This is a genomic window from Planococcus sp. RAB007_Raresut, assembly GCF_057369535.1.
In genome coordinates, this window is record NZ_JBXYIF010000002.1 from 1 (window position 1) to 26,299 (window position 26,299).

At 45.3% G+C, this 26,299-nt stretch carries 26 protein-coding genes; 19 read left to right on the forward strand and 7 right to left on the reverse strand.

The features are described from left to right. Positions 1-332: 332 nt before the first annotated feature. The 6 genes from gyrA to dnaA all read right to left on the reverse strand — a co-directional run bounded on the left by gyrA (position 333) and on the right by dnaA (position 9,135). A complete protein-coding gene (gene gyrA / locus AC2Q9J_RS03875) occupies positions 333-2,906 on the reverse strand; it encodes a DNA gyrase subunit A (protein WP_499037347.1) in 2,574 nt (857 codons plus the stop codon). Between the two features lie 29 nt (positions 2,907-2,935). Beyond that, entirely contained in the window at positions 2,936-4,864 is a 1,929-nt protein-coding gene (gene gyrB / locus AC2Q9J_RS03880; RefSeq protein WP_499037349.1) for a DNA topoisomerase (ATP-hydrolyzing) subunit B, read from the reverse strand. Between the two features lie 167 nt (positions 4,865-5,031). Beyond that, positions 5,032-6,144, reverse strand: coding sequence for a DNA replication/repair protein RecF (gene recF, locus AC2Q9J_RS03885; RefSeq protein ID WP_499037350.1), 1,113 nt, complete (start codon positions 6,142-6,144; stop codon positions 5,032-5,034). Continuing rightward, complete coding sequence (gene yaaA / locus AC2Q9J_RS03890; RefSeq protein ID WP_499037352.1) at positions 6,134-6,373, reverse strand: S4 domain-containing protein YaaA; 240 nt, start codon at positions 6,371-6,373, stop codon at positions 6,134-6,136. Before yaaA ends, recF begins: the two co-directional genes overlap by 11 nt. A gap of 108 nt (positions 6,374-6,481) precedes the next feature. Next, positions 6,482-7,618: a DNA polymerase III subunit beta gene (dnaN, locus tag AC2Q9J_RS03895; protein WP_499037354.1), complete on the reverse strand. Its 1,137-nt coding sequence runs from the start codon at positions 7,616-7,618 to the stop codon at positions 6,482-6,484. Positions 7,619-7,791: 173 nt separating this feature from the next. After that, positions 7,792-9,135: a chromosomal replication initiator protein DnaA gene (gene dnaA / locus AC2Q9J_RS03900; protein WP_084243426.1), complete on the reverse strand. Its 1,344-nt coding sequence runs from the start codon at positions 9,133-9,135 to the stop codon at positions 7,792-7,794. A gap of 492 nt (positions 9,136-9,627) precedes the next feature. Between dnaA and rpmH the strand changes: the two genes are divergently transcribed. The 15 genes from rpmH (at position 9,628) to AC2Q9J_RS03975 (ending at position 22,846) form a co-directional block, all read left to right on the forward strand. Further along, positions 9,628-9,765, forward strand: a complete 138-nt coding sequence (rpmH, locus tag AC2Q9J_RS03905) for a 50S ribosomal protein L34 (RefSeq protein WP_033544046.1) — start codon at positions 9,628-9,630, stop codon at positions 9,763-9,765. A 223-nt stretch (positions 9,766-9,988) separates the two neighbouring features. Beyond that, on the forward strand, positions 9,989-10,330 hold the full coding sequence (gene rnpA / locus AC2Q9J_RS03910; RefSeq protein ID WP_499037357.1) for a ribonuclease P protein component: 342 nt from the start codon (positions 9,989-9,991) through the stop codon (positions 10,328-10,330). 61 nt (positions 10,331-10,391) lie between these two features. Beyond that, positions 10,392-11,171 (forward strand): membrane protein insertase YidC, encoded by a 780-nt coding sequence (gene yidC, locus AC2Q9J_RS03915; RefSeq protein WP_499037359.1) that lies wholly within the window; start codon positions 10,392-10,394, stop codon positions 11,169-11,171. Next, complete coding sequence (gene jag, locus AC2Q9J_RS03920) at positions 11,168-11,929, forward strand: RNA-binding cell elongation regulator Jag/EloR (protein WP_499037361.1); 762 nt, start codon at positions 11,168-11,170, stop codon at positions 11,927-11,929. Before yidC ends, jag begins: the two co-directional genes overlap by 4 nt. Positions 11,930-12,310: 381 nt before the next feature. Further along, entirely contained in the window at positions 12,311-13,696 is a 1,386-nt protein-coding gene (gene mnmE / locus AC2Q9J_RS03925; RefSeq protein WP_499037362.1) for a tRNA uridine-5-carboxymethylaminomethyl(34) synthesis GTPase MnmE, read from the forward strand. Positions 13,697-13,718: 22 nt separating this feature from the next. Then, the gene (gene mnmG / locus AC2Q9J_RS03930; protein ID WP_499037364.1) at positions 13,719-15,608 is read left to right on the forward strand and encodes a tRNA uridine-5-carboxymethylaminomethyl(34) synthesis enzyme MnmG; all 1,890 of its coding nucleotides are present in this window, start codon (positions 13,719-13,721) and stop codon (positions 15,606-15,608) included. Positions 15,609-15,750: 142 nt separating this feature from the next. Then, a complete protein-coding gene (rsmG, locus tag AC2Q9J_RS03935; RefSeq protein WP_499037366.1) occupies positions 15,751-16,464 on the forward strand; it encodes a 16S rRNA (guanine(527)-N(7))-methyltransferase RsmG in 714 nt (237 codons plus the stop codon). Between the two features lie 104 nt (positions 16,465-16,568). Continuing rightward, positions 16,569-17,429 (forward strand): nucleoid occlusion protein, encoded by an 861-nt coding sequence (noc, locus tag AC2Q9J_RS03940; RefSeq protein ID WP_499037368.1) that lies wholly within the window; start codon positions 16,569-16,571, stop codon positions 17,427-17,429. A 153-nt stretch (positions 17,430-17,582) separates the two neighbouring features. Continuing rightward, positions 17,583-18,344 (forward strand): ParA family protein, encoded by a 762-nt coding sequence (locus AC2Q9J_RS03945; RefSeq protein ID WP_499037370.1) that lies wholly within the window; start codon positions 17,583-17,585, stop codon positions 18,342-18,344. After that, positions 18,337-19,170: a ParB/RepB/Spo0J family partition protein gene (locus AC2Q9J_RS03950; protein WP_499037372.1), complete on the forward strand. Its 834-nt coding sequence runs from the start codon at positions 18,337-18,339 to the stop codon at positions 19,168-19,170. The genes AC2Q9J_RS03945 and AC2Q9J_RS03950 overlap by 8 nt, the downstream gene beginning before the upstream one ends. Positions 19,171-19,254: 84 nt before the next feature. Further along, positions 19,255-19,971 carry a DUF554 domain-containing protein gene (locus tag AC2Q9J_RS03955; RefSeq protein WP_499037375.1) on the forward strand — a complete coding sequence of 239 codons (717 nt, stop codon included), beginning with the start codon at positions 19,255-19,257 and terminating at the stop codon, positions 19,969-19,971. Positions 19,972-19,984: 13 nt separating this feature from the next. Continuing rightward, entirely contained in the window at positions 19,985-20,905 is a 921-nt protein-coding gene (locus AC2Q9J_RS03960) for a mechanosensitive ion channel family protein (protein WP_499037377.1), read from the forward strand. 52 nt (positions 20,906-20,957) lie between these two features. After that, positions 20,958-21,164 (forward strand): DUF951 domain-containing protein, encoded by a 207-nt coding sequence (locus tag AC2Q9J_RS03965; RefSeq protein ID WP_499037379.1) that lies wholly within the window; start codon positions 20,958-20,960, stop codon positions 21,162-21,164. 87 nt (positions 21,165-21,251) lie between these two features. Continuing rightward, complete coding sequence (ychF, locus tag AC2Q9J_RS03970) at positions 21,252-22,352, forward strand: redox-regulated ATPase YchF (RefSeq protein WP_499038254.1); 1,101 nt, start codon at positions 21,252-21,254, stop codon at positions 22,350-22,352. 119 nt (positions 22,353-22,471) lie between these two features. Next, positions 22,472-22,846 carry a gamma-glutamylcyclotransferase family protein gene (locus AC2Q9J_RS03975; RefSeq protein WP_499037381.1) on the forward strand — a complete coding sequence of 125 codons (375 nt, stop codon included), beginning with the start codon at positions 22,472-22,474 and terminating at the stop codon, positions 22,844-22,846. 302 nt (positions 22,847-23,148) lie between these two features. On the opposite strand, the gene AC2Q9J_RS03980 is transcribed toward AC2Q9J_RS03975, so the two are convergent. Beyond that, positions 23,149-23,700: a DUF3267 domain-containing protein gene (locus AC2Q9J_RS03980; protein WP_499037384.1), complete on the reverse strand. Its 552-nt coding sequence runs from the start codon at positions 23,698-23,700 to the stop codon at positions 23,149-23,151. 217 nt (positions 23,701-23,917) lie between these two features. Between AC2Q9J_RS03980 and rpsF the strand changes: the two genes are divergently transcribed. From rpsF to AC2Q9J_RS04000, 4 genes are all read left to right on the forward strand, one after another. Further along, positions 23,918-24,205 carry a 30S ribosomal protein S6 gene (gene rpsF / locus AC2Q9J_RS03985; protein WP_084243440.1) on the forward strand — a complete coding sequence of 96 codons (288 nt, stop codon included), beginning with the start codon at positions 23,918-23,920 and terminating at the stop codon, positions 24,203-24,205. Positions 24,206-24,255: 50 nt separating this feature from the next. Then, on the forward strand, positions 24,256-24,747 hold the full coding sequence (gene ssb, locus AC2Q9J_RS03990) for a single-stranded DNA-binding protein (RefSeq protein WP_499037387.1): 492 nt from the start codon (positions 24,256-24,258) through the stop codon (positions 24,745-24,747). Positions 24,748-24,798: 51 nt separating this feature from the next. Beyond that, positions 24,799-25,035 carry a 30S ribosomal protein S18 gene (gene rpsR / locus AC2Q9J_RS03995; RefSeq protein WP_006830564.1) on the forward strand — a complete coding sequence of 79 codons (237 nt, stop codon included), beginning with the start codon at positions 24,799-24,801 and terminating at the stop codon, positions 25,033-25,035. 299 nt (positions 25,036-25,334) lie between these two features. Next, positions 25,335-26,294 carry a YybS family protein gene (locus tag AC2Q9J_RS04000; protein WP_499037390.1) on the forward strand — a complete coding sequence of 320 codons (960 nt, stop codon included), beginning with the start codon at positions 25,335-25,337 and terminating at the stop codon, positions 26,292-26,294. The last annotated feature ends 5 nt before the right edge of the window (positions 26,295-26,299 follow it).

Here is a 26,299-nt window from a genome sequence, read left to right on the forward strand (position 1 = left end):
CATTATAGAGTAGTTGATTGCTCAAATACTTGCTGGCGCATCGCCTGTCCGAAGACAGCGCGATTCGCTTTGATCTGCACAAGTGCTGATCAGTAGATTGTTTGTTGACGTTTTGCTGTTCAGTTTTCAAGGTTCAAATGTTAACGTCGCGCTCATTGGCGACTTGATTAATATACCATGCCAGCCAAGCTGCGTCAACACAAAACCTAAAAAAACTTCTGATTCAGATGATTTGTTTTCAGAGATTATTTTTCAGCTGAATTGCAAAATAATTGCGTCAATAGAAAACGACAAAAAAAGAACCCGCAGAATTTTTCTGCAGGTTCTAAAATTTATTCTTCGTCTTCTTCCGGTACTTCTTCAACGCTGTCTTCTGCATCGTCCGCTACGATTTCATCTTCCGCGTAAACGTCTGCTCCAGCACTTTCTTCTATAAGAAGTTCATCGGTGCCGTCTTCACTTGTTTCCGGCAAATCGATATCTTTCTTCACTTTAGCAACTGTCGCCACAATTTCATCTTCGCTTAAACGGATCAAGCGAACACCTTGTGTGCTTCTGCCAGTTGTAGAAATATCATTAACGTCCATTCGGATCAGCACGCCGTTGATTGTAATCAGCATGATATCTTCTGTACCGTTAACAGTTCGGACTGCCACAAGCGGTCCGTTCTTATCGGTGATTTGACACGTTTTGATTCCCATTCCTCCACGGGACTGAACGCGGTATTCGGATTCCTTCGTTTGTTTGCCGTAGCCATTTTCTGTAATGACCAGAACGTTATCTTCAGGATCCAGAATTTCCATACCGACAACTTTATCGCCTTCACGGAGACGGATGCCACGGACTCCGCTTGCCGTACGGCCCATGCTGCGGATATCGGTTTCCGGGAAACGGATTAATGCTCCGTTGCGTGTTCCGATAACCATTTCTTTTGTTCCATCAGTAAGTTTGACTGAAATCAGTTCATCTTCTTCGCGAAGACCGATGGCAATCAAACCATTTTGACGGATATTGGCATAGCTAGTTACTGGAGTCCGCTTGCTGATTCCGTCACGTGTTGTAAAGAAGAAGAAGGCATCTTCCTTGAATTCTTCTACACGGATTACAGCGGTGACTTTTTCGTCTTTGCCGATTTCGAGAAGATTCACAAGTGGCAAGCCTTTTGCAGTACGGCCGTATTCAGGAATCTGATAGCCTTTTTTGCGATAGACTTTCCCTTTGCTCGTAAAGAACAGGATTGTATCATGGGTAGACGTATATAGAAGGTGTTCTACAAAATCGTCCTCGTTTGTACCCATTCCCTGAACGCCACGACCTCCACGTTTTTGGCTGCGGTATGTGTTTGCAGGCAAACGTTTGATATAACCGTTATGAGTCAGTGTCAGAACTGAATCTTCACGTGGAATCAAGTCTTCGTCCTCGAACATCTCAGTGCCGCCTGTAGTGATTTCCGTTCTTCTTTCATCACCGAAGCGCTCTTTGATTTCTGTCATTTCTTCGCGGATAATTTCAATGATCCGGTACTCGTTCGCCAGAATTTCGCGCAGCTCCTCGATAGTTTTCACCAATCCAAGATACTCATCTTCGATTTTATCGCGTTCCAGACCTGTCAGGCGCTGGAGGCGCATATCGAGAATAGCCTGAGATTGACGCTCAGAAAGATTAAAGTCATTCATTAAGCCGTTACGTGCTTCTTCTGTTGTCTGCGATCCACGGATCAATGCAATGATTGCATCAATGTGATCCAATGCTATACGCAATCCTTCCAGAATGTGCGCGCGGTCTTCCGCTTTTTGCAGATCAAATTGAGTGCGTCGGCGGATGACGACTTTCTGGTGCTCTAAGTAATGGAATAATACATCTCTCAGACTAAGAACTTTCGGATGGCCATCTACTAAAGCCAGCATATTGATGCCGAAGCTCGTTTGCATTGCTGTCTGTTTATACAAATTATTCAATAGAACATTGGCGCTTGCGTCACGGCGGACTTCAATGACAACACGCATACCGTTACGGTCGGATTCGTCACGAAGATCTGTGATGCCGTCGATTTTCTTGTCGCGCACCAATTCTGCGATTTTTTCAATCAGACGTGCTTTATTGACTTGGAAAGGCAATTCATGGATTAGAATTGTCTCGCGGCCATTCGGTTTCGTCTCAATTTCTACAACTGAACGAATAAGAACAGAGCCTTTTCCTGTTTCATAAGCACGGCGGATCCCGCTCCGTCCCAGGATAATCCCGCCAGTCGGAAAATCGGGGCCAGGAATATATTCAAGCAGTTCTTCTGTAGTGATAGCCGGGTTTTCCGCCAACGCCAAAACAGCGTCGATGGTTTCACCCAGGTTATGCGGTGGAATATTTGTAGCCATACCAACAGCAATACCGGAAGTTCCGTTAACTAATAAGTTTGGGAAACGGCTCGGCAGAACGATTGGCTCTTTTTCCTGGCCATCATAGTTTTCTCTGTAATCAATTGTATTCTTGTTCAAATCACGCAATAATTCCATTGCGATTTTGGACATTCTAGACTCGGTATAACGCATGGCAGCTGCTGCATCGCCATCGACAGAACCGAAGTTTCCGTGTCCGTCCACCAGCATATAGCGGTAACTGAAATCCTGCGCCATACGAACCATTGTTTCGTAGACTGCACTGTCACCGTGAGGGTGGTACTTACCAATAACGTCCCCTACGATACGTGCAGATTTTTTATAGGCTTTATCGGAAGTGATTCCGAGATCATGCATTGCATATAGGATTCGACGATGGACCGGTTTCAATCCATCACGAACATCCGGCAAGGCACGGGATACGATAACGCTCATCGCATAATCCAAAAACGATGTGCGCATCTCCGTGCTTATATTTATTTCTTCTACTCCACTGCTAGGCCTTTCCGCCATTTCCGCAGCCTCCTCTCACCTGTATCACCTTAAACATCCAAGTTCTTAACGTAACGAGCGTTTTCTTCTATAAAGTTCCGGCGCGGTTCAACATCATCACCCATAAGGATATGGAATGTCTCGTCTGCCGTCATGGCATCATTTAATGTCACCTGCAGCAAAGTACGGACATCCGGATCCATTGTCGTATCCCAAAGCTGTGTGGCATTCATCTCGCCAAGTCCTTTATAGCGTTGGATATTCGGTTTGGGATTACTGGAAAGATTTGATAATGCCTCTTTCAATTGAGCATCCGTATAAACATATTCAACATGCTTGCCTTGTTTGATCTGGAATAAAGGCGGCTGTGCGATATAAATATAGCCGGCTTCGATCAACGGACGCATATAACGGAAGAAGAACGTCAGCAGCAAAGTACGGATATGTGCACCATCAACATCGGCATCCGTCATGATGACCACTTTATGATAACGGGCTTTTTGAAGATTGAATTCTTCTCCAATCCCTGTTCCTAGAGCAGTGATGATGTTACGAATCTCTGCATTTGACAATATTTTGTCAAGACGGGCCTTTTCAACGTTAAGGATTTTACCGCGCAATGGCAGAATCGCCTGGAAATGGCGGTCACGGCCTGATTTAGCAGATCCTCCAGCTGAGTCACCCTCAACAATATAAATTTCACTGATTTTTGGATCACGTGAAGAACAATCCGCCAGTTTACCCGGTAAACTTGAAACTTCAAGAACGGATTTACGGCGTGTAAATTCACGCGCTTTTTTAGCAGCCATGCGGGCGTGGGAAGCCATGATTCCTTTTTCGACGATTTTGCGCGCCGTTGCAGGATTTTCAAGCATGAATCGTTCAAATCCACCGGAAAACAGGTTATTGACGATAGTGCTGACTTCCGTATTGCCCAATTTCGTTTTTGTTTGCCCCTCGAATTGAGGATCCGGGTGTTTAATCGAAATGATTGCCGTCAAACCTTCACGGACATCATCGCCTGTTAAATTCGGATCGGCGTCTTTGAGCATGCCGTTTTTGCGGCCATAATCATTGATGACCCGTGTTAAGGCCGTTTTAAAGCCGGATTCGTGCGTGCCGCCTTCATGGGTATTGATATTATTGGCAAAAGAGAAAATATTGGCTGCATAACCCGCATTGTATTGCATAGCGACTTCTACAGTGATGCCTTCTTTTTCAGCTTCCACAAAAATCGCTTCTTCGTGGATCGGATCTTTTGTTTTATTTAAATGTTCGACGTAGGACTTGATCCCGCCCTCGAAATGATAAACTTTCTCTTTTTCTTCGCCTTCGCGCTCATCGGCAACCACGATTTTCAAACCACGGTTCAGATAAGCAAGCTCACGCAGGCGATGATCGAGGATATCGAATTCATAAACAGTCGTTTCCTTGAAGATGTCGCCGTCTGCTTTGAAGCGGATAGTTGTCCCTGTATGATCGGATTCGCCGATGACATTCAATTCTTCCGTCACCGCTCCGCGCTCGAATTTAATATAATGGCGCTTGGAATCACGATTTACAAAAACCTCTGTAACTTCCGACAAAGCGTTTACAACTGAAGCCCCAACTCCATGCAGGCCTCCGGATACTTTATATCCGCCGCCGCCGAATTTACCGCCGGCATGAAGCACGGTCATGATGACTTCGACAGCCGGGCGCCCCATTTTTTCCTGCATATCGACCGGAATCCCGCGGCCGTTATCTTCGACGCGGATCCAATCATCTTTTTCAATTGTTACTTTGATCTGATCGCAATGACCGGCAAGTGCTTCATCGATACTGTTATCGACGATTTCCCACACTAAATGGTGAAGGCCTCGTGAGCCTGTCGAACCGATATACATACCTGGTCTTTTACGGACAGCTTCCAATCCTTCCAACACCTGGATTTGATTGGCGCCATATGATTGCTGAAGTTCATTTTCTTCCATAGCCATTCCATTCACCTGCTCTTCCTACAACATTTCTATTTCCCGTGGCAAACCATAACTATCATTCTCTGCTTTCCGTTTAACATCGCTGCCCGCACAAAAACGCCGCCATTTACATTAGATGCCTGATGACGGCCCGACGTTCAGTTATCGGATTTAATCTAACTGCCTGTCTACTCTTTAACAATGCCTTTTGTTACTTCAAAGAGGCGAGCGCTTTGAATCGTTTCATGCTGGATGCCGTCTACACTGGTCGTAGTCACAAAGGTTTGGACCGAACCGCGTATCGTATTCAGCAAATGGGATTGGCGGTAATCATCCAATTCCGATAATACATCGTCCAGCAATAAAACCGGAGGCTCTCCCACTTCCTGTTTGATCAGCTCGATTTCAGCCAATTTCAACGACAGGGCGGTTGTCCGCTGTTGGCCCTGCGAGCCGTAAGTCTGGACGTCATAGCCATTGACGATGAATTGAAGTTCATCCCGGTGCGGTCCGACAAGTGTCACGCCGCGGTCGATTTCCCTTTTTCTCACTTCCACCAGCTTTTTCTGTATAAAAGAAGCCATTTCTTCCGGCGTCCAGTCAGGATCCAAACCGCTGATCGGCTGATAGCGGATCTCCAATTGCTCGAGTCCCCTTGAAATTCCCTGGTGGATCGGAGCTGCCCATTTCTGAAGCAATTCCATGAAATGAAATCTTTTCCGGATGATTTTTACCGCTGCTTCTATAAATTGATCCGTATAGACGTCGAACATGACGTCGTTGATCGATTGTTTGCCGTAATGCTGTTTCAATATATGATTCCGTTGCTTCAATAATTTCTGGTAAGTCAAAAGATCATGCAAATAAACAGGAGAGATCTGGCCGATTTCCATATCGATGAAGCGGCGGCGTACCTGGGGGCTGCCTTTGACAAGATGCAGATCCTCCGGTGCGAACATCACCACATTCAATTGGCCGATATAATCGCTCAGCCTCCGCTGCTCCAGATGATTGACTTTCGCTGTTTTGCCTTTTTTGGATAAGGTGATTTCAAGCGGCAATTTGCCGTATTTGCGGTAAACATCAGCCTTTATTTTACCATATTCCGCGTCCCAGCGTATTAATTCCTTATCGTTTGAAGAACGATGGGATTTGGCCATCGACAGAACATAGAGTGCTTCCATGATATTCGTTTTGCCTTGCGCGTTTTCTCCTATAAAAACGTTGATTTCGGGAGAAAACTCCAGCTCCAGCTTTTCATAGTTGCGGTAATTCAGAAGTTCGAGACGGTCAATCCGCATCGAAGCTCATGCCTTCGGCGATCACGATACGGAATTCTCCCACTTCTGGAATGGATACCGTATCTTCCGGACGCAGCTTTTTGCCTCTGCGATTTTCCGCTACACCGTTGACGAAAACTTCATGCTCACTCAAGAACCATTTCGCCATTCCACCGGAACTGATCGTGTCTGTCATTTTCAATAATTGACCCAATGTAATAAATTCTGTCTCAATACCGATTTCTCTCAAAATGCACTCATCCTTCAATTCGTAGTCTATCCCTTTATTTTACCCTAAATACCCCCAGAAGTAAAAAAGGATAGCCTGTATGGGCTATCCTGAGGTGTTACTGGGTGTTTAATATGTCCGGACAGGAAGAATAAGCTGAAGAATTGAATCATCCAGTGCCGATTTCAAAACGAATGGGCGCATCGCACCTGTGAATTGAATGACCACATCCTGGCCATCAATCGCTTTTAGTGCATCCATCATGAATTTTGCGCTGAAGGAGATTTTCAGATCTTCCCCTTCTATAGATTGTGCCTGAAGCTGCTCTTCGACTTTACCGACTTCCGGTGAATTTGAAGAAACTTCGACATCGCTGCCTTCTGATGCTGAGAAGCGCACGACATTATTGCGTTCTTCGCGTGCCAATAAAGAAGCGCGGTCAATTGCCTGAAGCAATGAACGGCCATTTACTGTGACGTTTGTCTTGTATTCAGCTGGAATCAGACGCGACGTATCCGGGTAATTTCCTTCCAATAATCTGGAGAAGAAAAGGATATGCTTCGATTTGAACAATACCTGTTGGTTTGTCATGACGATTTCAACCGGTTCAGAATTGTCATCAAGGATCTTGTTCAGCTCATTTAAGCTCTTACCTGGAATGACGACACTGTACTCGCCTTCCGGAAGAGTTTCCAATTTCGTTTTGCGGCGGGCAAGACGGTGGCTGTCAGTAGCGACACAAACCAATTCCCCGTCTTTTACTTCCCAGTGTACGCCAGTCAGAACCGGACGAGTTTCAGAACTCGATACGGCAAAAACAGTTTCACGGTTGATGGTCTTCAATAGATCTGCCGGTATTGTAAACAGGCGATCGTCCTGAATTTCCGGTAATTGTGGATAATCCATTGCATCCAGTCCTATTAGATGGAACTCGGATTTACCTGAACGAATGTGGGTCTGGAAGTTGCCTGTGATTTCGATTTCCACGTCACTTGTCGGCAATTTACGGATAATTTCCCCAAAAACTTTTGCCTGGAGAACAATGCTTCCTCCCTGTGCGACCCGAATGATCTGTTCGCCGTCTTCTTCAACAGGGATGAAAGTCTGGATGGTGATATCCGAATCACTGCCCGTCAATCTCATTCCTTCTGAAGAAACGTCCATTTTGATCCCCGTTAAAATCGGGATTGTCGTTTTTGAACTGACTGCTTTCATTACATCGTTTAAACCTTCGACTAATCGTTCACGCATTATCTCGAATTTCATTCTCGAACCTCGCTTATATATATATTTTGTTTAAAGCTTTTAAAGTAATAATAGTAGTAGGGCCTGTGAATATGTGGATAACCCCTTTTTACTGAATCGCGGCGGGTTATCCACATGTAGATAAGCTGTGCGCAAGCCTCTGCATTATTTGAGTGCTTATCCACAGCTCATTTTTAGTTGGTGAGCGCTTTTTTGATATCTTTTACATCTTGCTGGAGCTGCTGGTTGTCTTTCAGCATCGTTGAGATCTTTTCGTGGGCATGGATGACCGTCGTATGGTCGCGTCCTCCGAATTCCTCACCGATTTTAGGCAATGAAAAATCAGTCAGCTCGCGGGAGAGATACATGGCCACCTGTCTTGGATAAGCGATGTCTTTCGTGCGGCGTTTCGTCTTGAAATCTTCAATTTTGATATTGAATTGGTCGCCGACGGCATGCTGGATATCCAAAATCGTGATGACTTTCGGTTTCGCGTTCGGCATGATATCCTTCAGCGCTTCCGCGGCAAGATCAGCGCTCATATCGCGGTTGATCAATGAAGAATAAGCCACAACGCGAATCAAAGCACCCTCCAGTTCCCGGATATTCGAATCGATGGAATTGGCGATATACGTCATGACATCATTCGGAATATCGAGGCCATCCGCTTTCGCTTTTTTGCGGAGGATGGCGATCCGTGTTTCCAGGTCAGGCGGTGTAATATCCGTGATTAATCCCCATTCGAAACGCGACCGCAAGCGGTCTTCAAGTGTAGGAATCTCTTTCGGCGGCCTGTCACTGGAGATGATGATCTGCTTGGATTCTTCGTGCAGCGTGTTAAAAGTATGGAAAAACTCTTCCTGCGTCTGTTCTTTTCCAGCCAAAAACTGAATATCATCAATCAAAAGAATATCGACACTCCGGTATTTATTGCGGAAATCGACGGTCTGGTTATCACGAATGGAGTTGATGAATTCGTTGGTGAATTTTTCCGATGACAAATAAACTACTTTGGCATTGGGGTTGTGTTCAAGGACATAATGTCCGATTGCGTGCATGAGGTGGGTCTTGCCAAGTCCTACGCCCCCGTAGATAAACAGCGGATTATATGCTTTTGCGGGAGCTTCGGCCACTGCTAGAGATGCAGCATGCGCGAAACGGTTGCCTGATCCAATTACGAAAGTATCGAAAGTGTATTTGGGGTTCAGCATTCCCGGCAAAAACTCCTGCTGATCATTCTGGCCCGGCTTAATGCGGGGCGCTGGAAGCTGAAAATCATCCATGTCCTGATCTTTGGGCACAACAAATTTTATCAGCAGATCGTCACCCGTCAGATCCGAAAGGATTCCTGTAATCAAATGAACGTAATGGTTTTCCAACCAGTCGCGTGCAAATGAATTAGGAGCGGATATTGTGACGGTGTCACTCTGATAAGATAGTAGTTTTGTTGATTTTAACCATGTTTCAAAACTGGGTTTGGAGATTTTTGTTTCAACTTGGGCTAAGACACTCGACCAAATTTCGTCTAAGTGTTCCAATAGCGTTTCTCCTTTATATGTAAAATATTTTTTAAGTATATCATACACAAAGCCACAGGCTGTGGATAACATTTGTAAACAGGGTGGTGAATAACTATCCACATCTTACCCACAGTTTGTGGATAAGTATTTTGGTATAAAAATTATCAACAAGTGAAAACAAGTTAATGTTACCAAAAAAGAATAGACAATACAAGAAGTTCTTACACTTATCCACATAAATCAAATAATGCACAACGGAGCTGTCCACAGCCGGTTCTTATGTGCGGAACTTGTAGATAAGGGGTGTGGATAATTATTTTACCGAAAAAAAATACTGCACAGCAAATCCGGAAAAATATTTTAGGAATGTGGATAACATTATTATTAAAGAATAACGGGACCTAGAATAAGATATTGACATTTGATAGGCTCAGCCATTATAATAGTCGAGACTGTCTTTAAGATAAATAAAGATAAATAGTTAACTCTCATTTCAGGAGGTGTCCTAATATGACATTGCGCACATATCAACCAAATAAACGTAAACACAGCAAAGTACACGGCTTCAGAGCACGTATGAGCACAAAGAACGGACGTCGCGTTATCGCAGCACGCCGTCGTAAAGGAAGAAAAGTATTATCAGCTTAAGTCCACTGACCGCATCAGTGGTCTTTTTTTTGGAGAAAAGCGGAAACGGCCGTTTAGCTCCGACAAGCGTAAGACGATCTGGCGAAGCGGCGTGTTTTCAGCCGCATAGCCAGAGTGGCTTACGACTCGAGGAGTTGGCCGTTGGAGTCTGGATCCAAAAAAGCGACGGCACCAGCTCCAAAACCGAACTTCCTTATATACAGCTCAATAAGCAGGTGAAAACATGAACAAGCATCAACGGATCAAGAAGGACAAAGAATTCCAGAGGGTATTCAAGCAAGGGAAGTCATTTGCGAATCGCCAATTCATTGTCTACGTACTGAAAAGCGACCAGCCTGAATTCAGGATTGGCCTATCGGTCAGCAAGAAGGTCGGCAACGCAGTGGCAAGGAACCGCATCAAACGTTATATCAGGCAGGCTTTCCTGGAAATGAAGGATGAGCTGGCGCCAAATGCGGATTATGTTATCATCGCCCGGCAACAGGCGGCCAAAATGGATTTTCATGAAAGCAAGAAAAGTTTGCAGCATGTCTTAAAAATTGCCCGCGCTTTGCCAAAGAAGTAGAAAGCGCACTAAAGGGAATGTTACTATAGAAGTAATATAGAATTAGTTTGGGGGAAGAAGCTTGAATAAGCGTAATTTATTGATTATCGCGCTGATAGGCGTTGCCTTGCTGTTGTCCGGCTGTACAGAATTTGACCAGCCGATCAGCGGTGACAGCGAAGGATTCTGGAACGAATTTATAGTTTGGCCATTAGTATCAGCCATTACCTATTTTGCAGATCTGTTGGGAACTTATGCTTTCGGGATCATTGCAGTAACAATCATCATTCGATTGGTGATGCTGCCGTTGATGATCAAACAGACGAAAAGTTCGAAACGCATGCAGGAAATCCAGCCGGAACTTGCAAAGCTTAAAGAGAAATACAAATCAAAAGATGCTGTAACACAGCAGAAGTACCAAAAAGAAATGATGGCGATGTTCCAGGAACGTGGCGTCAACCCGATGGCGGGCTGTCTGCCGGTGCTGGTCCAAATGCCGGTCCTTATCGGTTTTTACCACGCAATCAGCCGGATGAACAGCACACCAGAGATTAATCTGGGAGCTTTCTTTATCTTCCCGCTTGCGGAACCAAGCATTATTTTGGCGGTTATTGCCGGTTTGATGCAATTTGTTGTATTGCGTACGGGTCCTGCGATGGACAATCCGCAAATGAAGGTAATGATGTATTTCATGCCGTTCATGATCATCGGATTCGGTATTATTTTACCGTCAGCTTTAACGCTTTATTGGGTAATCGGAAATATCATTTCAATTATTCAAAATATGTTCATTTACCGTCCATGGGAAAAGAAAGAAGTGCAACAACCTGTTAAAACGAAAGCAGGAGGGGCTAAAAAGTGAAACAGATTACGCAGACGGGTACAACTGTTGAAAACGCGATATCTGCAGCATTAGAAAAACTCCAAGTTACACGCGAAGAAGTGAACATCTATGTAATACAGGAAGAGAAAAAAGGATTTTTGGGATTTGGCGCGAAACAGGCGGAAGTCGAAGTGACGGTGAACAAACCGGAGCCCGAAATGCCGAAAAGCGAAGTTGAACCCGAAATTCCTACAGTAAGTGAAAATCTTGGCGAAAAAACGGTTGAAAAAGAGGGAGAAGAGGAAGAAACTGCCGACACGCAGGAAAAATCCCGTCCTTCGAATGACCAAGCGATTGAAGAAACCAAGAAATACTTGCAGTCTGTGGCGAAAGAAATGGGCATCGATGATTTATCGATCAGCCATACTGTAAAAGGCAAGCAAGCCAGTTTTTATCTGGAAAGCGAAAAAGTGGCGATGCTGATCGGAAAAAGAGGACATACCTTGAATTCGCTTCAGCAATTGGCGCAATTAGTGGCCAATAAACACGCCAAAGGATTTATAATGGTCGAGTTGGACGCAGAAAATTACCGGGAACGCCGCCAGGAAACACTGGAACAGCTGGCGGACCGGATGGCTGACAAAGCGATTCGCACCGGAAGCCGCGTCCAGTTCGAACCGATGCCATCCTACGAACGCAAAGTGATTCACCAGGCTTTGTCGAGACGGCTTGATATCGACACTTATTCAGAAGGAAAAGATCCGAACCGTTATCTGGTCATTGAACCGTTGCGGTAAACAAGAGCAGTCCACTTTCAGAAGCGGGCTGCTTTTTTTATTGCCAAAATTTCAAGCGTTTAAGGAGGAAAAAGAGGGAGAAGAGGACAATAATTGTGCCGAATCGATGAAATGATTAAACATACATAAAAATGCATGGAGAAATGATCCCAACAGTAAGGGGAATAATTCGGCGAAACCGAGTTCTCTGTCTTTCGGTTCAAGGCAATTTATGCTATTGTAATATGTTAGAAAGTCATGTACTTTTCCGGGTTGTCCACATGTGGACAACTTTTTTAAAGAGCAAACAATAATTTTTATAGATGAAAAGATGAAATGGCGGGTGTGGATAATTTTTCTGGCCCGGCATTTGATTTTTCTGCACATAGAGGAGGATCTATCATGGAGTTCGATACGATTGCTGCGATATCGACACCCAGCGGCGAAGGAGCCATCGCCATTGTCCGTTTGAGCGGACCGGAAGCGATTTCGATAGCTGACCGGCTGTTCCGCGCACCAAGCGGCAAAAATTTGGCTGCACAAGCAACACATACCATCCATTATGGACATCTTGAAAATCCGTGGACGGAGGAAACAGTGGAAGAAGTGATGGTGTCTTTCATGAAAGGGCCGAAAACTTTTACACGGGAAGACGTTATTGAAATTAATTGCCACGGTGGAATCGTTTCGGTAAACCGTGTGCTGCAGCTAGTGCTGCGTGCTGGTGCACGCCTTGCGGAGCCGGGTGAATTTACGAAACGCGCATTCCTGAATGGACGAATCGATTTGTCGCAGGCGGAAGCGGTCATGGATTTGATCCGGGCGAAAACGGATCGGGCCATGGATGTGGCGCTCGGGCAAATGGAAGGGCGGCTGTCGAAACTCATCGGCACGCTGCGCCAGGCGCTCCTTGAGTCGATTGCTCAGATGGAAGTCAATATCGACTATCCGGAATACGACGATGTGGAAGAAATGACGCGTCCGATGATGCTTGAAAAGGCGAAATGGGTGCAGGCGGAGATCGATAAGCTGCTCCAGACTTCGTCACAAGGCAAGATTCTTCGGGAAGGGCTTTCCACGGTGATCGTGGGGCGGCCGAATGTCGGGAAATCTTCGCTGCTGAACAGCCTGGTCCAGGAAAATAAAGCCATCGTTACTGAAATTGCGGGGACGACCCGTGATATAATAGAAGAATATGTGAATGTGCGCGGCGTACCGCTCCGCCTGGTCGATACGGCAGGAATCCGGGAAACCGAGGACATTGTCGAGCGCATCGGTGTAGAACGTTCACGCAAAGTGCTGAAGGAAGCGGATCTGATCCTTTATGTGCTGAATTATGCTGAAGAATTGACCGAAGAAGATGAGTTATTGTTTGAAGCGGTCAAAGGAATGAATTACATCGTCGTCGTCAATAAAACCGATTTGCCCCGCAAAATCGATATGGAGCAATTGCAGAGACTTGCGGGCGATAAATTGATGGTGACGACTTCTTTAATAGAAGAAGAAGGAATCGATCAGCTTGAACAGGCAATTGCTGACCTGTTTTTTGAAGGGGAAATCGAAGCAGGGGATATGACATACGTTTCGAACGCACGCCATATTTCATTGCTTCACCAGGCGCACCAAACCATCACGGATGCTATCGCAGCCGCGGAAATGGACGTGCCGGTCGATATGATCCAAATAGATGTTACACGCACTTGGGAAATACTAGGGGAAATCATCGGCGATACAGCGGATGATGGCCTTCTGAACCAATTATTCTCGCAGTTCTGCCTAGGGAAATAAACTTTGAAGGGAATGAACGGACATGCCACAATTTGAAGCAGGCACGTTCGATGTAATCGTTGTAGGAGCGGGACACGCAGGTGCTGAAGCAGCACTCGCATCTGCCCGCATGGGAGCAAAAACGCTCGCCTTGACGATGAATTTGGATATGATCGCGTTTATGCCTTGCAACCCGTCCATCGGTGGACCGGCGAAAGGGATCGTAGTACGCGAAATTGACGCACTTGGCGGAGCCATGGGACGCGTTATCGATAAAACACACATTCAGATGAGAATGTTGAATACGGCTAAAGGGCCGGCTGTACGCGCATTGCGCGCACAAGCCGATAAAGTGCTTTACCAGCAGGAAATGAAACGCCTGATGGAAGACGAAGAAAATCTTGCCCTCCACCAGGGAGTGGTTGAAAAGCTGATTGTTGAAGACGGCACAGTCAAAGGGTTGATTACGCAGGCTGGCGGCATTTACCGCGCCAATTCAGTGGTCATCACGACTGGAACCTTCCTGCGCGGTGAAATCATCATCGGTGACCTCCGCTATTCAAGCGGACCGAACAACCAGCAGCCATCGATCAAATTGGCTGAACATCTGGAGGAGCTTGGCTTTGAAACAGTGCGTTTCAAAACCGGTACACCTCCGCGCGTCAACAGCAAAAGCATCGATTATTCGAAAACGGAAATCCAGCCCGGCGATGACGAGCCGCGCGCTTTCAGTTTCGAAACAAAAGAATTTATTTTGGATCAATTGCCTTGCTGGCTGACGTATACGACTGCTGAAACGCATCAGATCATCGATGAAAACCTTCACTTGTCGCCGATGTATTCGGGTATGGCAAAAGGCACAGGGCCGCGTTATTGCCCATCGATCGAAGACAAAATCGTCCGTTTCGCCGATAAGCCGAGACACCAGATTTTCCTGGAGCCGGAAGGCCGCAATACCAGCGAAGTCTATGTACAGGGGCTATCTACAAGTCTGCCTGAACACGTTCAGCGCAAGCTTTTGGAATCCATTCCAGGACTTGAGAAAGCGGATATGATGCGCGCCGGCTATGCCATCGAATACGATGCGATCGTGCCGACGCAATTATGGCCGACACTCGAATCAAAACAAATTGTGAATCTCTATACAGCTGGCCAGATCAACGGAACTTCCGGCTATGAAGAGGCAGCAGGCCAAGGATTGATGGCGGGCATCAATGCAGCAGCGAAAGTGCTCGGCAAAGAAGAAGTGATTCTCAGCCGTTCCGACGCCTATATCGGTGTCCTCATCGATGACCTGGTGACTAAAGGGACGAGCGAGCCTTACCGTCTTTTGACATCGCGCGCTGAATACCGTCTATTGCTCCGCCATGATAATGCAGATATGCGTTTGACTGAACTGGGCCATAAAATCGGTATGATCGACGACGCACGCTATGAACGCTTTATAGAGAAAAAGCAGCTGATCGAAGATGAAATCGCCCGTTTGCGAAAAGTCATGATCAAACCGAACGAAGAAACGCAGGCAGCCATCCGTGATGCAGGCGGCAGTGAGCTGAAAGACGGCATCCGCGGTGCAGACTTATTGAAACGCCCGGAAATGACGTACAACATGATTGCTAAACTCACAGAATCTGAAGTTGAACTCAGCGATGAAATCAAAGAGCAAGTTGAAATTCAAGTGAAGTATGAAGGTTACATCGAAAAATCCTTGCAGCAAGTGGATAAGCTCAAAAAAATGGAAAACAAAAAGATTCCGGAAGATATCGATTACCACGCGATTTCCGGTATTGCGACAGAAGCCAGAGGTAAACTGTCAGAAGTCAGACCTCTTTCCATTGCACAGGCTTCCCGAATTTCAGGCGTAAATCCTGCTGACATTTCGATTCTTTTGGTGTATATTGAACAAGGAAGAATTGCTAAAGTTTCGGTATAATCCAGTTAGGGAAAATAATAGCTTTTGGACCTTTGACTAATAATTAAACAAAAGCCGATTAAAAGGGCTGGGATACACCAGCCCTTTTTACATATGATACGAGTATGCGAAAGTTGAACAAAAAGAGGGAGGAAGAAGCGAATTGAATGAACAGCAATTTAAAGACGCCCTCAGTGAAAAAGGAATTGAGCTGAACGACCGGCAGCTTAGTCAGTTCAGCACCTATTATCAAGAATTGGTTGAATGGAACGAAAAGATGAATCTGACTGCCATCACAGATCAGCCATCTGTTTATCTCAAACATTTTTACGACTCCATAACAGCCGCTTTTTACTTGGATTTTACGAAGCCGCTGAAAGTTTGTGACGTGGGAGCAGGAGCCGGATTTCCAAGCATTCCGCTGAAGATCTGTTTTCCTCATATCCAGGTGACGATAGTAGATTCATTGAATAAACGCATTAATTTCCTCAATCATCTAAGCGAGAAACTGCAATTGGATAATGTCGAATTTGTCCATGCCCGCGCAGAAGATTTTGGCCAATCCCTGCACCGCGCAAGATATGACCTCGTGACAGCCAGAGCTGTAGCAAGATTGTCTGTACTGGCGGAGTTATGTGTGCCGCTTGTGAAGAATGGCGGGATATTCGCAGCAATGAAAGCAGCTTCCGCGCCGGATGAGTTAAAAGACGCCAAACCGGCACTTGAGAAACTCGGAGTGAAACTGGAAAACGTGCATGCTTTCACTTTGCCGATTGAAGAAAGTGAACGTTATCTGCAAGTGTTCCGCAAATTCAAGGAAACACCGAAAAAATACCCGAGAAAACCGGGTGTACCAAACAAATCGCCTATTTCCTGAAAAGGCGAAAATGAATGTTTCACGTGAAACATTGATAAAAGCAGGTATTGGATCAGAAACAGCGAATTGTGTACAAGTGAGCTTTAAAAAGGTGGTGCTTGAGGATGAAAAGTCCTTTTTCACGTTTCTTCGGGGGCGGAGATAAAGAAGAGACAGAAGTTGTTGAAAAACCGGTAAGTGAAGCTTCTGAAGAAGTTGTTAAACTGCCGATTGATAAAGTAATTGCGAATAAGTTCCAGCCAAGAACGATCTTTGATGAAGAAAAGATCGAAGAATTGGCTCGGACCATTCATATGCACGGGGTCATTCAACCGATTGTTGTCCGTGTGGATGAAGATGATAATTATGAAATCATTGCAGGGGAACGGCGTTACCGGGCAATGAAATCTTTGGGCTGGGAAGAAGTTCCGGCCATCGTCCGTCAATTGAGCGACAAAGAAACAGCGTCCATTGCTTTAATAGAGAATCTTCAACGCGAAGAGCTTACCGCTATTGAGGAAGCCAATGCGTACCAAAATCTCTTGGAAATCCATGATATTACACAGGAAGCTTTAGCCCAGCGGTTGGGCAAAGGGCAATCTACCGTGTCGAATAAATTAAGATTGCTGAAATTGCCTGAAGAACTCCAACAGGCTTTATTGGACCGGGTAATCACGGAACGCCATGCGAGAGTGCTGCTGCAATTGAAAGATCCTGCTGTCCAGCTGAAATTCTTTAATGAGACAGTTGAGCAGAACCTGAACGTTAAACAACTGGAATTAAAAGTGAAAAACCATCTGTCGACTGAACCGAAAAAAGCGAAACCGAAACGCAAAGCGTTCAGCCGGGATGTGCGGATTGCCATGAATACAATCAAGCAATCGCTGACGATGGTGACAAAAAGCGGTATTGATGTTTCTTCTGAAGAGGAAGAGCATGACGATTATTACCAAATAACCGTGAAAATACCGAAGAAAAAATCATAAAAGCTCTTTCCTGCGAGGGAAAGGCTTTTTTTAATAGCTTTGTAATCCTACTGTAGAAATATTTTGATACAATAGGGGGACGGGGGAGGAAACAAATGCGCAAGCTCTGTTTCCCGTAAAAATGAGAAGAGCATAAAGAAAGTTGGTGCAGGTGTGGGTAGAACAATTGCGATCGCCAATCAGAAAGGCGGCGTAGGTAAAACAACATCTTCAGTGAACTTGAGTGCCTGCCTTGCATATTTAGGCCAGAAAGTTCTTTTAATAGATATTGATCCGCAAGGGAACGCAACCAGCGGAGTAGGCGTCAATAAAGGAGATGTCGACCAGTGCATCTATGAAGTCATGATCGATGACGTCGACATTAAAGATACAATCATGGAAACAAAAGTTGAAAATCTTCATGTCGTGCCGGCCACTATTTCCCTGGCAGGCGCCGAAATCGAATTGGTTTCCACCATGTCGAGAGAAGTCCGGTTGAAAAACGCGCTTGAAGAAGTCAAAGAAATGTACGATTACATCATCATCGACTGTCCGCCTTCACTGGGTTTATTGACAATCAATTCCCTGACAGCTTCCGATGCCATTATCATCCCAGTGCAATGTGAATATTACGCACTTGAAGGACTAAGCCAATTATTGAGCACAATCCGTCTGGTCCAAAAGCATTTGAACCACGACTTGCAGATTGACGGTGTGTTATTGACTATGCTTGATGCCCGTACAAATCTGGGGATCCAGGTCATCGAAGAAGTGAAGAAATATTTTCAGGACAAAGTTTACCGGACGATCATTCCCCGGAATGTGCGCTTGAGCGAAGCCCCAAGCCATGGTGAACCGATTATCATCTACGATGCAAAATCCAGAGGAGCGGAAATGTATTTAGAATTGGCGAGGGAAGTGATTCGTAATGGCTAAAGGATTAGGCAAAGGCATCAACGCCTTGTTTCCAGGCGAGAACTTAACGAAAAATGAAACAGTCAGTCAGATCAGTGTTTCTGATATAAAAGCGAACCCTTATCAGCCGCGTAAAATTTTCGATGACGCTGCCTTGAATGAATTGGCGGAATCGATCAAAGAGCACGGCATCCTGCAACCGGTTGTAGTAAGGAAAGCAGGAAAAAAATTCGAATTGGTGGTTGGGGAACGTCGTTTCCGAGCCGCGAAACTTTCAAAACTGGATGAAATTCCAGCAATCGTCAAAGAGTTAACCGACCAGCAGATGATGGAACTTGCTATATTAGAAAACCTTCAGCGGGAAGATTTAACACCGATTGAAGAAGCGGAAGCCTATCAGAAATTAATGGAGGCATTAAATCTGACCCAGGAACAGCTCGCATTCCGTTTAGGGAAGAGCCGGCCGCATATTGCGAACCATGTGCGTTTACTGGCTTTGCCGAAAGAAGTCCGCCAATTGATTTCAGATAAGAAATTGTCGATGGGACATGGCCGGACGCTGCTCGGATTGCGTGCAAAAAAGAGCATTCCTGAAGTAGCGGAAAAGGTAGTCAAAGACAACCTGAATGTCCGTCAGCTTGAGAACCTCGTCCAGCGGATGAATGAGGATGTTCCACGTGAAACAATCGAAAAGAAAAAAGATATCTTTATAGAAGAAAAACAATCTGAGCTTCGTGACCGGTTCGGAACGAATGTGCAGATCAAGAAGAACAAGAACAAAGGGAAAATCGAAATTGAGTTTTTCTCTGAAGAAGATCTGGAACGTATTTTGGAACTTTTGAATTAACGAGCCTGTGCCTATTCTCCATCAATGGGGAATAGGTTCTGTTTATGTGCTGGAGCAATAGAGTGTGGGGAAGGAGCTGGATAAATGGTTCTCTTGGGAACATTGATAAATGCGGCATTAATAATTGCGGGAACCCTTATCGGCAGAGCTCTTCGCAACATTCCTGAAAAGATGAAAGAGACGGTAATGTATGCCATCGGCCTTGCTGTCGTTGTGCTGGGTTTGCAAATGGGATTCGAAAGCCAGAATTTTGTGATTGTCATTATCAGTCTTGTATTGGGTACAGTCATCGGTGAGTGGGCTGATCTTGATCAGAAACTGAACCGGTTTGGCCACTGGATTGAAGTGAAGCTTGGCGCGAAAGAAAGTAAAGGGAGCATCGCGCAGGGGTTTGTTACCGCTACTTTGATATTTGTCATCGGAGCGATGGGCGTTATCGGAGCTTTGGAAAGCGGACTGAGCAATGAACATGGAGTCTTGATTTCCAAGGGGATCATTGATGGATTTACATCGATTATTTTAGCGTCGACGCTGGGCATCGGGGTCTTGTTATCCGCAGCTCCGGTTTTCGTCTACCAGGGATTGATTGCGCTTTTTGCGACGCAGATTAGTTTAATCATTCCGGAAGCGGCGCTGGATCTGTTTATCGCTGAAATGTCAGCTACCGGTGGTGTGATGATTGTTGCGATCGGTTTGAACTTGATGGGCATTACGAAAATAAGAGTGGCGAATTTATTGCCGGGTATTTTAGTCGTTGCATTGGCAGTCACGGTGATTTATCAATTCAATTTAATGCCTTAAGGAAGTGAACGAAATGAGTTTAGGTTTAGCTAACGATGCAGGATTGACTATAGAAAGCCTTTATCAGGCAGCCGTTGATATGCTGACCGATGAAAAAATGTGGATTGATATCGGGGTTGTATTCCTGAAAGTGATTTTCATCTTATTGGCCGCATACATTGTCGTTATTGTAGCGAGAGCCGTTATTAGAAAGACCTTCTCTGTGAGGATCCGCGGTCCGTTGAAGTACAACGAACGGCGCCAGCAGACATTATCGAAATTACTTGAAAATATCGTAGCTTATGTTGTATATTTTGTCGCTATTATAGCGGTCTTGTCGGCATTTACAATAGACATCACCGGATTGATCGCCGGTGCCGGTGTATTGGGTCTCGCCATCGGTTTCGGTGCACAGAACCTGGTGCGGGATATTATCACCGGATTCTTCATCATTTTTGAAGACCAGTTCTCGGTCGGGGATTATGTGCGGATCGGACTAGCCGAAGGAACAGTAGAAGAAATCGGCTTGCGTACAACCAAAGTGAAGGCGTGGACAGGGGAGTTGTTTATTTTCCCGAACGGTAATATCACGGATGTCGTCAACTTCTCCATCCATAATTCGATTGCTGTAGTTGATGTTAATATTTCGTACGAATCGGATATTGCGAAAGTGGAGAATCTAATTGTAGAATTTCTTGAAACTTTGCAGGACCGCTACGAACAGATCATCAAACCGGCTGAACTGCTCGGTGTGCAGAATTTGACGACGACTGAAGTGGTTATGCGGATCACAGCGGAAACGCTGCCGATGCAGCATTTTGCAATTGCCAGAAGCATGCGCCGCGATTTAAAGGAATTCCTGGATAAGCGCGGTGTGGAAATTCCGTATCCTCGCATGGTGATGATGCAGCGTTCGCCGGAAGCTTCGAATTCGGCGGCTATTGCCAAGAAGTGAAGATTGAATAGAGCGGATTTTAGTGTCACTTGATTTGGAAGGAGAATGGGCGATGGAAATGAAGGAATTCGGTTTGAATGATGTCGTCGAAATGAAGAAAGGGCATCCTTGCGGCGCAAATGCATGGAAAATTATCCGGATGGGCGCCGATATCCGCATCAAATGTGAAGGATGCCAGCACAGTGTCATGATTCCACGAGTGGAATTCAATAAAAAAATGAAAAAAGTCGTTGTGAAAGCAGAAACAGAAGCGGAATGATTAATGGACATTTCAGTATTCTGTTCCTATAATAGAATGGCTGTATAAAAATAAATCGTTTTTCAAAGAAGAAAGGTCGTGAATCCTTTGGCATTAACTGCAGGGATTGTAGGATTACCAAACGTAGGGAAATCCACATTATTTAACGCCATAACAAAAGCAGGCGCGGAAGCAGCAAACTACCCGTTCTGTACAATAGATCCAAACGTCGGAATTGTAGAAGTGCCGGATGAGCGCTTGGACAAACTGACTGAATTAGTCGTACCGAAGAAAACCATACCTACTGCATTTGAATTTACGGATATTGCCGGCATCGTTAAAGGAGCCAGCAAAGGAGAAGGTCTTGGAAATAAATTCCTTTCCCATATCCGCGAAGTGGATGCCATCTGTCAGGTAGTACGCTGTTTTGCAGATGACAATATTACGCACGTATCGGGAAATGTAGATCCGGTTTCTGATATTGAAGTCATCAACCTTGAATTGATCCTGGCTGATATGGAAAGCATTGAAAAGAGAATTGCGCGCGCAGCGAAACTTGTGAAGCAAAAAGACAAAGAGGCTGTTGCTGAAGAGCCGGTTCTTTTCAAATTGCGTGAAGCATTCGAAGCTGGAAAGCTTGCCCGTTCAATCGATTTCACGGAAGATGAAATGCGCATTGCAAAAAACTTGAATTTATTGACGTTAAAGCCTATGCTTTATGTTGCCAACGTGTCTGAAGATGAAATTGCCGAAGCTGACAGCAATCCTTATGTACAAAAAGTGCGTGAGTATGCAGCGGAAGATAACTCGGATGTCATCGTTGTCTGTGCGAAAATCGAGGAAGAGATGGCCGAGCTTGAAGACGAGGAAAAAGAAATGTTCCTTGAAGAACTGGGCATTAAAGAATCGGGCTTGGATCAACTGGTCAAAGCATCGTACAGTTTGCTTGGACTGGCTACATACTTTACTGCCGGCGTGCAGGAAGTTCGTGCCTGGACATTCAAAAAAGGGATGAAAGCACCGCAATGTGCCGGTATTATCCACTCCGATTTCGAGCGCGGTTTTATTCGTGCAGAAACAGTGGCGTATGAAGATCTAGTGGAAGCCGGTTCAATGGCTGCCGCAAAAGAAGCAGGGAAGGTTCGCCAGGAAGGCAAGGAGTATCTTGTCAAAGACGGCGACGTTATGTTGTTCAGATTTAATGTGTAGGACGCTGGATGTTGCCATGGATACAATTCAAGAATAACTAGGCGACATACCGAGTCAGGAATAATAAACCAAACCGGATGCCTATTTGCATCCGGTTTTTAATTTGGGAGGGAAAAAACATGTTGTTATTTGTATACGGAACGTTAAAAACAGGTGGAAAATACCATTTCTATCTGGAAGAAGCATCATTGAAAGCTGAGCAGGCCGTTGCTGCAGGATCACTTTACGATACAGGTCTTGGCTATCCGGCGATGAGTTTGGAAGGAACAGATCAAATCCACGGCGAAGTTTACGAAATTCCGGAAGTGCTGTGGCCGGCACTCGATTTTCTGGAGGATTGCACAGGGGACGAAGCAACCGATCTTTACGAAAAATCGCTTATTCCAGTTAAAGTAAACGGCGAAGTGATGGAAGCGACAGTTTATCTGGCAAAAGATAAGAGCCTCTTGAAAACGAAGATTTCGAGTGGTAATTGGGATATTGCTTACGTGTAAGAAAAGCGACAGTGCCCGTTAAGCTCTGAAAGGCATAAGGTGGAGCAGCGGAGCGGCGTTCTTTGCCGCATAGTCTCGAAAAGCGGAAGTGCCTGTTCAGCTCTGACAGGTATAAGGCGAACCAGTGTAGTGGCGTCCTTTGCCACGTAACTGGGGCGACTTATATCCCGAAGAGCTAGGCACTGGAGACTAGACACTGGGCTGGCTTATGACCCGAGGAGCTGGGTCGCCGGAGTCTGGACACTAGAAAAACGGCAATAGAAAAACAAAAATCCCAAAGAACCAGCACGTCTAAGACGCAGCTATTCGTCGGGATTTGGATATTCATCATATATATAAAGACGGGGCTCGGACGGATCATCAAGGATCCAGGCTTCGTCTTTTTCTTTGCGCAATTCACGGTACATGAAAAAATCTCCGGCAGCACCGGCAGCGAGCATTGCTCCGAGCAGCACCAGAACCTGGTCCTGAATCCAGAAACCGATGATGGTGGGAATCACGGCTGTTGTCCAGAAGGGAAGCAGCAGCACCTGGCGCATTTTTTTATTTTGCAGCGGTGAGCTGGTTGTGGCGTAAGCATAGCCTTTCGAAAGTTCCAAACCGTAGGTCAGGGATGACAGCGGCACTCTTCCGAAAATGACGAATCCGATCAAGTGGAATAATTCATGCAAAATGATCAGCACAATATAGCCGATTATGAAATAGACAATGCCCCAGAGCGAAAATCCGAATGCCAATGGTTCGATTAATAAATGATAGGCAGCAGCGAATGCGGCCAGCAGCAAAATATTGATCCAAAGCATTTTCGTCGCGACTTCTTCAAGTTTCAAGTTAATTACGGAGGACGGTTTCATCGATTCACTCCCTTTAGATGTGAAAGTCGGTTGCAAAAGTTTAATGCGAATAAAAGACAGCTTCTAAGAAAAGTATAGCCGATTTTCAGATAGAAAAGGTGCTTGCGGGGAAGATCGATTTGTGATACAATACAGTGATGTGAGTAATATTTTTAATTGCTTGCTCCTTGCCCGCTGGAATCAGCAGGGCCCAAGTCCATAAGGAGGTGACAACACGATGAGAGAGTATGAACTAATGTACATTATTCAGCCTTCAATTGAAGAGGAAGCGAAAAAAGCGCTAGTTGAGCGTTTTAACGAAGTCCTTACTTCTAACGGTGCTGAAATCATCGAGTCGAAAGAGTGGGGTAAACGTCGTTTAGCTTACGAGATCAACGATTTGCGTGAAGGTTTCTACCAGATCGTAAAAGCTAACGCTGGATCTGAAGCTATCAACGAATTTACACGTCTTGCGAACATTAACGAAGACATTATTCGCCATATCGCTGTACGCAAAGACGCGTAAGCAGCATATGGAACTGTAAATAACTTTGACTTAAAGGAGGTTGAATTCTGATGATTAACCGAGTTGTATTAGTCGGAAGGCTTACAAAAGATCCAGATCTTCGCTACACACCAAGCGGTGCGGCGGTGGCACGTTTTACACTGGCTGTAAACCGTACTTTCTCCAATGCGCAAGGTGAAAAGGAAGCGGATTTTATCAACTGTACTGTTTGGCGCAAACAAGCTGAAAACACAGCGAATTTCCTTAAAAAAGGAAGTTTGGCAGGTGTTGAAGGCCGCATCCAGACAGGCAGCTACGAGGGACAGGATGGAAAACGTGTATATACGACTGAAGTGGTGGCGGACAGCGTTCAATTCCTTGAACCGCGGAATGCCGGAGCCGGTTCAGACCGTTCACAAGGGCAACAGCCTTCATCCTATCAGCAGAACCAACCGACAAGTCAGCAAAGCAATAACAATAATAACCATACCCGTGTAGACCAGGATCCATTCTCAAGCGGCAGCGGCCCGATCGAAGTATCGGATGACGATTTGCCGTTCTAAGAACGACTGGCCAGAGGGCTTAAAATCTTAACAAAAAGGAGGTAATTCGATATGGCACCACGTCGCGGAGGCAAAAAGCGTAAAAAGGTTTGTTATTTTACGTCAAACAACATCACGCACATCGACTATAAAGATACTGACCTATTGAAGAAATTCATTTCTGAAAGAGGAAAAATCTTGCCACGTCGTGTTACAGGCACTAGCGCTAAATGGCAACGTAAGTTGACAATCGCTATCAAACGCTCACGTATCATGGCACTTCTACCGTTTGTTGCGGAAGAAAGATAATAACGATTTCAAAAAGACCGGGAAACCGGTCTTTTTTTATTTTGCCTGGAAGATTAAAAGGGCTGCGCGGATAAATGGGGTTTTGCCGCGGATAAATGGTGCCTAGCCGCGGATAAAATGGAAATCGCGGTCGGCAAAGCGATATATGGAAAACCGGCAAGCTGTTGTAGAGAAAAAAGATGCGATTTTCACGGCGAAAACGTTCATTGAGCCGCCATCTCCGTTTTTTGTTCCCCACTTTCAATCGTGTTACAATTATAAGGATGAAATAAACCCGAAAGAAGGGGAAATACAGCTTCATGCAAAATCAACGAACAAGGCAAATTACGAACGGTGCGTTGATGGCAGCCGTTTTTACGGTATTAATGGCCATAACGGTATACGTTCCTGTTATTAGTGTAGCCACATTGTTTTTCCTCGCTTTGCCGGTAGCCTGGTACAGCGCAAAATATCCATGGAAACCGTCGGCGCTGTTTTCATTGGCAACATTCTTACTGAGTCTGATCATCGGCGGAATTTTCGCGGTGCCAGTGGCGCTTCTGTACATTCCTTTCGGTTTGATGATTGGCTTGTCGATCCATTACGGGAAGAGCAAATTGTTTATGTTCATGGGTTCTTCCATTGTCTGGCTGATTTCCGTGATGATTCAGTATGTGGCCATGATCTGGCTGTTTGGCATTAATGTCATTGAAGAGTACATCACCGCATCCAAAGCCACTTTGAAGACTGGCAGCAACTGGATGGAACGCCTGGGCGGCACGGAAGAGCAAATCGAAGAATACAATGAAACCGTTGGCACCATGCTGACAACCTTTGAGACGACATTACCCGCTCTGATTATTCTATCGGTTTTCGTGATTGTCTGGATTCACCTCTTGATCAATCTGCCGATTTTGAAACGGCTTGGCACAGCGGTTCCAAAATTCCCGCCATTTGCTGATATGAAATTGCCGAAATCTGTATTATGGTATTATTTAATCGTACTACTTATTTCGCTGCTATCAGATTTTGAACCGGGGACTATTGTCTTTTTGGCTTTTGCAAACGCTATGGTTCTTTTACAGATGCTTTTATTCCTGCAAGGGATCGCTTTCTACCATTTCTATGTCCAGCAGGAAGGCTGGCCGACTTGGGTTAAAGTGGTCGTCACTGTTTTTGCGTTCCCGCTGCAGGCATTTACAATAATCGTTGGAATCGTGGACCTTGGATTCGATATCCGGGGCTGGGTCAAAAAGGCACATGATTTTAAAGGAAAATAAGGAGC